The 10942-nt window shown below is 58.5% G+C and carries 8 protein-coding genes; 6 read left to right on the top strand and 2 right to left on the bottom strand.

Annotation, left to right across the window (positions count from 1 at the left end):
• Positions 1-144: 144 nt before the first annotated feature.
• Positions 145-2175, bottom strand: coding sequence for a HAMP domain-containing sensor histidine kinase (locus tag RBB49_RS21515; protein ID WP_306144956.1), 2031 nt, complete (start codon positions 2173-2175; stop codon positions 145-147).
• Positions 2176-2226: 51 nt separating this feature from the next.
• Here RBB49_RS21515 and RBB49_RS21510 point away from each other — a divergent pair, with 51 nt between their 5' ends.
• From RBB49_RS21510 to RBB49_RS21500, 3 genes are read left to right on the top strand one after another with little or no spacing between them, the layout of a single operon-like run.
• Entirely contained in the window at positions 2227-2880 is a 654-nt protein-coding gene (locus RBB49_RS21510) for a response regulator transcription factor (RefSeq protein ID WP_306144955.1), read from the top strand.
• 58 nt (positions 2881-2938) lie between these two features.
• Positions 2939-3640 carry an SH3 domain-containing protein gene (locus RBB49_RS21505; RefSeq protein ID WP_306144954.1) on the top strand — a complete coding sequence of 234 codons (702 nt, stop codon included), beginning with the start codon at positions 2939-2941 and terminating at the stop codon, positions 3638-3640.
• A gap of 58 nt (positions 3641-3698) precedes the next feature.
• Positions 3699-4595, top strand: coding sequence for a hypothetical protein (locus RBB49_RS21500; protein WP_306144953.1), 897 nt, complete (start codon positions 3699-3701; stop codon positions 4593-4595).
• A 60-nt stretch (positions 4596-4655) separates the two neighbouring features.
• On the opposite strand, the gene RBB49_RS21495 is transcribed toward RBB49_RS21500, so the two are convergent.
• Positions 4656-6494 carry a VWA domain-containing protein gene (locus RBB49_RS21495; protein ID WP_306144952.1) on the bottom strand — a complete coding sequence of 613 codons (1839 nt, stop codon included), beginning with the start codon at positions 6492-6494 and terminating at the stop codon, positions 4656-4658.
• Between the two features lie 602 nt (positions 6495-7096).
• Between RBB49_RS21495 and RBB49_RS21490 the strand changes: the two genes are divergently transcribed.
• The 3 genes from RBB49_RS21490 to RBB49_RS21480 all read left to right on the top strand — a co-directional run bounded on the left by RBB49_RS21490 (position 7097) and on the right by RBB49_RS21480 (position 10937).
• The gene (locus RBB49_RS21490; protein WP_306144951.1) at positions 7097-8551 is read left to right on the top strand and encodes an NCS1 family nucleobase:cation symporter-1; all 1455 of its coding nucleotides are present in this window, start codon (positions 7097-7099) and stop codon (positions 8549-8551) included.
• Positions 8552-8716: 165 nt separating this feature from the next.
• On the top strand, positions 8717-9793 hold the full coding sequence (locus tag RBB49_RS21485) for a hypothetical protein (RefSeq protein WP_306144950.1): 1077 nt from the start codon (positions 8717-8719) through the stop codon (positions 9791-9793).
• A 10-nt stretch (positions 9794-9803) separates the two neighbouring features.
• Entirely contained in the window at positions 9804-10937 is a 1134-nt protein-coding gene (locus RBB49_RS21480; RefSeq protein WP_306144949.1) for a hypothetical protein, read from the top strand.
• Positions 10938-10942 lie beyond the last annotated feature (5 nt).

Raw genomic sequence — 10942 nt, 5'->3', positions numbered from 1 at the left:
CCCGAACAGCTCCAGGACCTCATGGCCGGAGGACAGGAAATGGCGCAACTCGAAGGATCCCTCGGAGGTACCGTTTAAGAGAGATGCCGGATGCGCGCGGCCGAGCGCATGCATGCATCCGGTTTTCGGCTTGTTAGGAACGCCTCACGCGGCTTCAAGATGCTCCAACACAGGGATGGTCAGCACGAAAACTGTGCCTTCATCCCGTTTCGATGCGCAGGAAAGCTCCATTCCGTTTTCCCGGGCAAGCTCATAGCAGACCGAAAGCCCGAGGCCGTGACCGTCGGATTGCGCACCCTTGCGATAGGCTTCTGCGAAGTCGGCGATTTCCTCCGCGCTCATGCCGGCACCGGTATCAAGCACACACAGCTTGAGCTGGTCCCCACGCGACAGGACGCCGAACAGCACCTTTCCTTCATCGGTGTATTTGACCGCGTTTGAAACAAGATTGCTGACAATCCGCATGATGATCAGGGGCGGAACAGAAACGCTTTTGCTCGACAGGACCCGCCTGAACTCGATGCCTTTGGAAACGGCCTCTTCCCGGAACATCTGGTAGACCGTGTCGAGGACGAGCGACAGTTCGTAGACTTCCGCTTCGGCTTCGGCGGCCGGATCGCCGCGCCCGCCTCCCGTGTCTGCGATGTCCTCCGCGTCTTCACCGAACGGTGCCGAACCCTCACCCGGTGTGGTCTGGCGAAGATAGTCGTTGGAGAGCGCCTCGATATAGTCGAAGGCTTCCTTGAGACGGCTTCTGACCTCCGGTTCCATGTCGGCGGCCAGGCTGTCGACATTCATGCGCAAGGACATGATCGGCTGCTTCAGGTCGTGCGACGCGGTCGCCAGCTGTCTTTGCCGCAGGCTGGCAAGTTCGCGGGCACGCGAGTAGTTGCGTTCGGCGACAAGCAGTTCCTGGCTGCGCCGCGCTTCCGCTTCGAGAGCGGACATTTCCGCCCGAACAGCCTTTGAATGCTGCCGGCGCAGATTGATGATATGCGCGGTGAGCCCGGTCATCGTCGCCACGAGAAGAACCGAGAAAACGCCTTTCACGGCTGTGGATACCGGGATGATCTCCGCCCGGCTTCCCGCCACCAGCAACACGACAAGCGCGGCGCCGAGCACAAGTCCGAGCACCGCGACCAGAGTGCCGGCCAGATGGATCTTTCCATGGTTCCTGCGCCAGACGCCGCTTGAAACAACCATCGCGACAAACATCAGAACAAGAAGCACGTAGCTGAACAGCGCCGAATAAGGGCCAGGCGAGTAGAGCGAGACGATGAACCCGGCGACCGACAGGAGACTGAGAGCGGAGAGCCCCAAGGACAGGCGTGTTTCCCCGTCCTCTCCTCTGACAGAGCGCCCGGAAATGAGAAAGCCCGTTCCGGACAGCGCATAGAGGAGGAAGAAACCGATCGCGGACTGAAGGTCCGGCCGGCCGGGATAGAAGAAGCGGAACCAAAGACCATCGATATAGGCAATCAGGGCAAGACCGACGGTGAACTGAACGGCATAGAGCATTCCGATCCCGTTCTTCATCGCCAGGTGAAAGCCGAAGAAGAACACCAGGCTGGAAATGCAGAATGCGTAAAACGCCGTGTGGGTGATCCCCGAGGCAAAGGCGGAGGCTTCCAGTTCCGAAGGGGTTTCGAGCGCCATCCGGAACGACTGGAACGGACCGAATTTGAAGTTGACCAGGAGGGTCGCCCTCTCCTGCGGCGCGATCTCGAAAACCGGCGTCCGCAATCGGGTCACGGAGTGGTCATCCGCAACGAACGGCTCGAAAATGGAATAGTCGATCAGTGCTTCGGTAAATCCGCTCTCCCGGATCAGGTAGACATCGACTTCGCTGACGAGTGGAAGGTCGACCACGAGCACCAACGGGTCGGCACCACGGCCGTCATCGATCGTATCGTTGAAGACCTCCACACCCGCCCACGCCTCCGGCGCATAGTTCCATTCAAGCATGGTTGTCTGCAGATCCGGACCGAACGCGCCCTCGCGGTAAAGCTTCAGGATATCGCCGAGCGATTTCGACGGATCACTGAAATAGGTGAGTTGTTCCTTGAGGTCTGCAACACCTTGTCCCGGCGCAAGAAAAACGGTCTCCGCGCGCACGCCGACCAGGGTGGCGAGAGCAAAAAACAGTGACAAAACAATGCGGAGCGAACTGGTCATTTCCCAAAAGGCATGTCAGGGTTATCCGTGTTTCAAAAAGGATATTGGGCCGTGAACGAACAAAAATACAACGCCATCATCGCGGATGATCATGCAATTGTTCGGGCCGGACTTAAAGATGCTCTTGAAAAACCCGGATTGATCGAACCGGACGGCATTCGTGTCGTCGCCGAGGTGGGGGACGGCCTCAGCGCAATCGCTGAAGTTCGCAGGCACAGGCCCGATCTGCTGCTGCTGGACGTGTCCATGCCCATGGCCGGGGGCGTTGAGGTTCTTGTGGAAGCACGGCGCTGGTCGAAAGAGACCCGGGTGGTCGTGCTGACCGGCATTTCGGCCGTCGGGCTGGTCTCCGACCTCGTGGAGGCGGGTGTCGACGGCCTGTTCTCCAAGGCGTCCGACAACACGGAGTTTTACGAGAAACTCCCCGGCATTATGCGCGGCCAGCGGCACATATCCGAGTATTTCCTTCAAATTCTTCAGGAAACACCGAAACCGCCGGTTCTGACCGACCGGGAACGCCAGACGCTGAACATGATCCTTGCCGGCAGATCGAACAAGGAAATCGCAGAAGGGTTCGGCATCAGCATCAAGACCGTCGACAAGCACCGCACCAGCCTGATGCAGAAACTGAAGGTCCATTCCGTTCCGCAACTCATCGCCCGGGCGCTCAAGGAAGGTCTGATCGACCCGTCCAGGGAGCTGTGACCCCGGATCGGAGACTGGGGCATCGACCCCATGGTTCTGGCAGCCGGAACACGGGATCATGGATGAAACCAACGGACAAAGGACAATCACCATGCTGCGCACGAACCCGAACAGCTTGTTGTTTGCAGGCGGCGTTGGCCTCAGCGCACTGCTCTTTGCCTTCCTGTTGACGCGAGAAGCGGTGGCTGATGACGGCGACGGCTTTCGCGACATCAAGGTTGCGCCCGGCGTCGCCATCGCCGACGACATGATCGATGTCGTCCTGCCCTTTCTGAAAGGCCACCCGGAACGGGACGAGGGCAACGGCGGCATTCAACTCGGCATCCGCAAGGAGGATGGCGGCTATCTCGTCAATATCGTGCTGACGGGCTATCTCGATGACAGCCTCTATGGCGAGCATTATCGCGGGTTCATCATCCCCCTCCCGGATGACCGCTGGGAACTTGCGGCCATGTCGGTAAAGCCGCTTTGCGCACGCGGACAGATTATCGACGGCTATTGCGGCAGTACGCCTGCCAATGAACGCATTCTGGCACCGGATGTGTCACCAGCCGGACCGGCAATGTGCGTGAAAGTCGCCGGTGACGACACTCTCAATCTGCGTGCGGGGCCCGGCACGCGCCACCGTGTTGTCGGCGCGCTTGCAAGCGGCAATTGCTCGGTCGAACTCTTCGACATCTGCGAGGGCAACTGGTGCCAGGTGCGGTGGGGCCAGGTGTCCGGATGGACAAATACCCGTTATCTTGGCGCGCCTGACTAGTTTATGGTGCCGCTCAGCACTACCTGAAATCAACGTGAGAAGAACGGCAGTCCGCCTGATGTCCGACCAAGGCTCCCAATCGACCGGATACTTTTCTCCAGCTTTTCTGGCCGGAAGCCTTGTGGTGTTCGTTTCCGCATGTATTGCTCTCGCACAGGAGGCACCCAAACCGACTTTCCTGGAAAGCGGTGACAACGACCTCATCCGCTTCCAGATGGGAGGCGTACCGACCGCGCCTCTTGGCGAAGCCCGCGCGCTCGCAACCACGGTCAGCGAGGCCGTTCCCGTGATCAGCCCGGCAACTGCCCCGGAGGCTTTGAAAGAGGAAGCGGCCGACGAACAGATGGCGAAGGCTCCGGCAACGCGCCGCACCGAGTTGGCAAAACGCGCGGAAGAAACGCCTTCAAAGCCCATCAGGACATTTGCGGTGGCACCACCTGCCGGTATCCTTGGCGCGCCGGAGGCAGCCGACCAGCCAACTGTGCCGCAGCCCAAACCCGCACCTGAACGCGCGCGGCAGAATTCCGTTGCGGCACAAACGTCGTCCGCCCTTTTCGACAGTGCCACACCGGATGTATCGGGACTGGCACCTTCAAGCGATCTGGAAGCGGCGAGCAGGGCCTATGCCAACACGGTCCGCGCGGCACCTCAGAAGGGTGCCGAACCGCAGCCGGTCCTGTCGGAAGAAGTGAACGCCCGCCTTGTAACGATTTGCCTGAATAACCCGGAGGAAGCCAACGGTGCCAAGGCCTTTGACATCCGCCGGGAGGGACCGCCGCGCTACGTGGCGGATATCGGCTCCTCGGCCTGCGCACGGTTCGAGCCGACGCGGCACACGCTTTACCTCTGGAAGACAAACGACATCGGTGCGCTGTCGCTGATCGTCTCCAACAGGCTGGATCTCAACGGTGAGGACGGCACCCAGGTGACCCTGGACTGGCTGCGGGACCAGTAAACCGCCAACAATCGATCCGGCGGATCGAATGACCCGCCGGACAGGATTTCACGTGACTTTTCAGCGTTGCGCAACATCCGCGAGCCGGACGAGGCTGAGGAATTCGGACCGGTAACCGAACGGGTCGGACCCGCGGTTGGCCCGGGCCAGTTGCTCGACATCGCCGTAGGTCCAGTCTTCCAGATAGTCGCTGCCCTTGAGCAACTGACCGAAGCCCGCGACCGATGCGGCAAAAAGCGTTTCCGCTTCCGGGATGTCCCGCGTGTCGGTCATGACCGGCGTCGTCACAAGCTTGCTTTTGTCGGCTCCCGGGGCCTTGTAGCGCAGTTTCACAAAGGCAAGCTCGCCCTCGAAGGACTGGGAAGCGGGCTTTGCCGAAGGCACATCGTTGCCGTAGCGCCGGTCCGCGAATTTTTGCGCTGGCGACCCGACCGGTGTGACCTCGTAAAGCGCGGTGACCCGATGCCCCGCCCCGATGTCGCCGGCATCGACCTTGTCGTTCCTGAAGTCCTCCGTGTTCAGGGCCCGGGTTTCATAACCGATCAGCCGGTATTCGCTGACGGTCGCCGGGTTGAACTCGACCTGGATTTTCACGTCCTGCGCAATCATCGAGATGGAACTGACCACCTGATCAACCAGCACCTTGCGGGCTTCGGAGAGCGTATCGATATAGGCGGCGACACCCTGACCGTTCTGTGCGAGCGCCTGCATCAATTCGTCATTGTAGTTGCCGCGACCGAAGCCGAGCACTGACAGCGCCGTTCCCTTCTTGCGTTGTTCGGAAATATAGCGTTTCAGGCTCTTTGTGTCGGCAAGCCCGACATTGAAATCGCCGTCCGTGGCAAGGATGACGCGTGTTTGCTCGCCGTCTCCACTCATCTGTTCCGCAAGCGCATAGGCACCTTTCAAGCCTTCATGACCAGCCGTCGAGCCGCGTGAGGTCAGCGCATTGATCTTTTGCAGGATGAGCGATTTGTTGGAGGCCTTTGTCGGCTCCAGCAGCACGCCCGCGCTTCCAGCATAGGTGACGATCGCGACCTCGTCCTCGTCCCGCAGGGATGACAACAGCAGGCGGAAGGACTGTTGCAGCAGCGGCAGCTTGTTGGCGTCCGCCATGGAGCCGGAGGTATCGATCAGAAAAACCAGGTTTTGCGGTGGCAGATCGGTCAAGGGAACCTTGTAGCCCTGAATACCGATCTGCATCAGCCTGGTATGTTCGTTCCAGGGTGTCTCCACGACGGATACGCTCGTCTCGAACGGGATTTCCCGGCTCTCGGGAACCGCGTAGTCGTAACTGAAGTAGTTGATCATTTCCTCGACGCGAACCGCGTCCTGGTTCGGCAGGCGGCCACCGTTCAAACTGGCCCTGACGAAAGAGTACGACGCCGTGTCGACGTCGATCGAGAACGTTGAAACAGGGTTTTCGGCAACCTGTTTGAGAGGATTCGTTTCCGCGCTTGCAAACCGTTCCCGGCCGGACTGTTGAAGAACGGGGCGGGACGGATCATGAGCGAGCAACGCCTGTTGACCGGGCGCTTCGTGCGCAACGGTGGCCTGTTGGCTCATGCGAACGTTGCCCTGGCCGGAAAAACCTTGCGTCGACAACTTCCCGTTTGGTTGAGCGAAAAGCGTCCTGATCTCCGCAGGCTTGGATGCTTGAGCGGGCGCAGGCGCAGGTATCCTGTTTTCGCTATCGTTAAGTTCCGTGGCAGTTTCGGCGCGAGAGCGTTCCGGCTGGGCCAAGTCTGCCCGTTCTTGCAGGTTCACGGCCGGTTTGGTCCGTTCGGCGAAAAATTCGTTTACATCGACCGATTGCGCGGCCAGTGCGACCAGTGCCAGCGTGATGAGCGATGCCGAACCGATCAGGACGGCTCTGGGGAGATGTCTGTTACGTGTCATGGGAGCAGTTCCTCGGGCGGACGAGAACTTGCGGCGTGAAGCGCCGTCCTGCCGCCGGTTGAATGGAGAAAACAGAATTGACGGATGCACCGCCCCCCAGCCCATGAACACCATGGTTTTTGGCGATACCGGCACAGCACGTGTGCCGCACTCCATTGCAAGTCACATCCCGGCCACCGAAGCGGACCCGGGTGTGCAAGGTGCTGTTTGATCAGGCTTTGTCCTGGACCTTCCTTTCCTGTGCGGTGTCTTGCCCGCGGGCATGTGTCGATTGACCGACACGGGAAAGGTGGCTCAAGACATCTTTGCGCGGTATGGGGTCAACACCCCATATTCCCCGAAACCGGGTTGCCGGCTTCACTTCACCTCAGCAAGGCTGGTGCGATGCTGCTTTCCGGCCCGGCTGGCACGGTTTTCCGTCGTTGGGTATCGGACCTGATCCAGACCATCTTCCGCGAACACTTGCCTTTTCGCGTCACAATGTGATTGCATTTTTTTCCGGCAAGCCCGGATAGGAATAAACAGCCCGTGGTCGCTTGGATCCGTTCACAACCGTCGCGGCATCTCGGCCAATATGTTTCTGCAAGGGATCGCGGTTGAACATGCGTAGCGAGTCTGAAACCGATCTTCGGCTTTACAACAAGGACCTGGCGCCTGTTGCGGTGTCTTCTCGAAGCTGGGGATGGTTTGCGATCTTCAACACATGGTGCAATGCCTCCCAGAGCCTGCTTGGATACACCCTGGCAGCCTCGTTTTTTTTCAGTTACGGATTGAATGGATGGGCTGTCTTCGCAGCGATCGTATTGTCAGGTTTCGTGATCATGATGCTGATCAACCTGGCCGGCGAACCCAGCGTGCGTTACGGGATTCCCTATCCGGTACTGGCTCGTGCGAGCATGGGCGTTTACGGCGCGAACATTCCAGCACTTATGCGCGGGATCGTGGCGATCTTCTGGTACGGTGCGCAAAGCTACGTTGGCTCGACCGCGGTTCTGCTGATGCTGACAGTCTACTTCGGCGAGGGCTCAAAGGAGACGTTTCTGGGGCTGACACCCCTGGCATGGCTTGCCCTTGGGCTGGTCTGCGTCCTGCAAGTCGCGCTATTCTGGAAAGGCATTGAGTGGATCCGCGTCTTTCTGAATTGGGCCGGGCCGGCTGTCTACGCGGTCATGGTGACGTTGCTCGTCATGATATGGGTAAAAACCGGGACATCCCTTCCAGAGCAAGTCGGCATCGTCCTCAAAGGTCACAAGCAGACAATCGGCGCTCAGATATCAGATTTCTTCGCGGTGGTCGGGACGATGATCGCGTTCTACGCCGCGATCATATTGAACTACGGCGACTTTTCGCGCTACGTGCACACACAAAGGGACATGAGACTGGGCAATCTGCTCGGATTGCCGGTCAATATCACCCTTTTCGCCCTTTTGTCTCTGCTCATCTCCGCCGGCACGATAGCCTTGTTCGGGGAACACCTCACCGATCCGACAGCGATCATTGCCAGGATCGACAATGATGTTCTGACCATCGTGGCCTCGCTTACCTTCTTTGTTGCCACCGTGGGTATCAACGTCGTCGCCAACTATGTGCCTCCCGCCAATGACCTCAGCAATCTCTGGCCCGCGCGGATAAGTTTTCGCCGCGGCGGCATCATCGCGGCAGCGGCCGCCTTTTGCGTCAGCGCCGCCTGGGTTCCGTTCATTTCTGTCTTTGGGATCAGCAAGTTCGTGAACACGCTTGGCGCATTCCTCGCACCTGCATACGGCATCATGGTGGCCGACTACTATCTGGTGAAAAAGCGGACCCTTGTGGTGAAAGATCTGTACGATGGCGCCAGGACCGGTGCCTATCATTTTCAAAACGGATTTAACCTGGTGGCGATCGCCGCCCTTTTTGTCTCGTCCATCTTTTCCGTTTCGGCTGTCTGGCTGCCCTCGCTGGAAATCCTGAAGGGTTTCGACTGGCTTATCAGCGCCGGGATCGGAGCCGCAATGTATCTCGTTATGATCAAGGTCTTTTCCGGAGCGCTTGACCCTCGAAACCGGCAGAAACAGTAGTGTTTCGGTCGGAACGTGTCTTTTCCGGACAAAGTATAGGCTGAAGCTTGAAGTTAACTGTTTCTTCTCATGGTTGCAGAGTTTGAGTTGTGCTTTGTAATTGTATTTCTATAAACAGTCGCTACATAAGTAACGCATGATTGATTGATATTCGGGAAGGGGCACATGGCGGATTTCAGCGCGCAAATTGAAAAGTCCAAACAGGAAGTTGCTGCAGCTCAGGCAAAAATCAGCGAACTGACTTCCAAGATCGAAACGGCAAGATCCAAGCTCGACTCCGGCGAGGATATTTCAATCGACATCGAGAATGCGACGCTGGACGATGTGCATGCTCACACGGAGCTGATGGGCGCCAATATAGCCGAGCTCATCATGGGTCTTGACGATGTGACGGCGAACTTTTCCAAGGACTTCGACGCCATGCGCTCGAAAACCGGCTGGGAGAGTTTCATCGGCATCTTCTCAAAGGCGCGCTCCGACAGCATTCGCCAGGAACGCATGCGCAGCGCCAGCATCGACGACAAGCTGCAGGACCTGATTTCCAAGTCGAACGTGATCGGCCAGCTGCTGCAGGACCAGCTCAACACGCTGAACGAACACAGCAAGCGCGTTGAAGGCAATCTCAGTGAAACGCTTGGCCAGCGTGAACAGACCGTCGCCGGTCTTGAAAGCATCAAAAAGGAACTCGTGGCGATGGATCCGAAGATCATCGCCCTTGAGAACAAGATTTCGGTCGAAACCGATGCGGCAGCGCGTACCAAGCTTGAATCCGAGCTTGCGGAGCTGAACTCCGAATACAACAGGCTCGCACAGGTAGAACAGGTCAAACTTGCCGAAAGCCAGACGCTTGAGCGCTACATCGAAAAAGGCAAGACCTGGGTCGACAGCCTGCAGAACCAGGCGGCAACCCAGATGGTCCTGATCAACAAGCTGCAGACGGACACCAAACAGCGCGTCGTGCTTTATGACGCGCTTGTCAAATCGCTCAAGACCGCGCAGCAGCAGGACGTCGCTCACAAGATCAACGAGATCGGCGTGGCCACGGACAAGGAAGCGCAATCCGCGATGGCAGCTATCGGTTCGGCAACGAACCAGCGCATGGCCGACATGATGGAAGCTCACGAAGACCACATGGTTTTTGCGCGCAAGGTGCTGGAAGAAAAAGCGAAATCTGATGAGCGCTTTGCCCGCCGCTTCCAGCAGATTGTCGACAAGCACGACAAGAACGCCTACGGAGCCTGAGGGCTGAACGTTGGATCTGACCCTCGATCACAGAACCCTGGAAGAAGCGCATGAAACACGGCGCTACTTCGCCAAGTTCGAGCGCATCATCTCGCACGTACAGGGTGTCGCGGACAGCATCGTGTCTGAGGACACGGCGCTCTATTCCGAAATCCCGATCCTGCAGGAATACCTCCGGGCGCTGGCAGGCACTTTTACGGCGCTGTCCTACAAGTACCTGCTCGCGGGCCGTGTTTCGGACAAGTTGCCCAATCTCCTGAGCATTGACCGCCAGGACAGCGGCTTTCCGATCTACCAGGAGCTGCTGGAGATGGCCAATGACGCCATGCAGGCGGACAACCATCTCAGGTCCTTGTCCTCCATGCGCGATCTCAAGATCGCGATGGTGAACCATATCCTTCGGGAACAGTCGTCGCCCGTCAATCTCCAGTACGCCGCTTCCGAGCGCCAGTATTACGAGCAACTGACCGGTGCCCCGCTGTTCTGGGCCAGAAATGATCCGAGGATAACCTGGACAGGAAACGTCAGCGAGAAGCGACGGAAGTACCGTGTTCACTGGGGCGTCTACGACAGTCAGCAGAACATACCGCTGATTTACGTCATGGATCTGGAGGACAGCGGCAGACGCCCGCTGGCAAAGGACGAGCGGCGCTGGCCGCGGGTTCAGGGACATTTGACGTCCCAGTCCTCGGCAGGCCTGAAACTCCTGACGATCGCGCGTGGTTTCGATCACGACTTCGACGATCTGCACCCCAAAAGGCTGCGTCGTTTTTATGTCGGGCCGATGTACAGCCATACATTCACGCAGCAATCAGGTCCGCTTCGGGACGTTCTGGCGCAGGCGGGCCAGAAACCGGGTGAGGACTGGGCGCTCGCCTGGACCACCGAAACGCTGATCGCCTCCGGTACAGAAGTGGAATCCACCGGCTTCTTTTCCTCTGTCGAACGCCAGGTCTACGACCTGGATCCGTTTGCAGCCGGTGGAGATGGTACACAGGACGCGGCAGGACACACCAGCAGGCGCCGTTCACTCATTCTCCCCCAGCGCCCCTACCAGGTTCTGGAAGAGCTTAACCCGCCGGGTTTCGGCCAGATTCGCAAATACGCCGTCAGTCCAAGCGGTAAAATTCTCAGCTACAAATAGGTTTC

Origin of the sequence: Roseibium sp. MMSF_3412, assembly GCF_030733265.1 — a bacterium.
Lineage (GTDB): Bacteria > Pseudomonadota > Alphaproteobacteria > Rhizobiales > Stappiaceae > Roseibium.
This window is presented reverse-complemented; position numbering and strand designations above follow the sequence as displayed.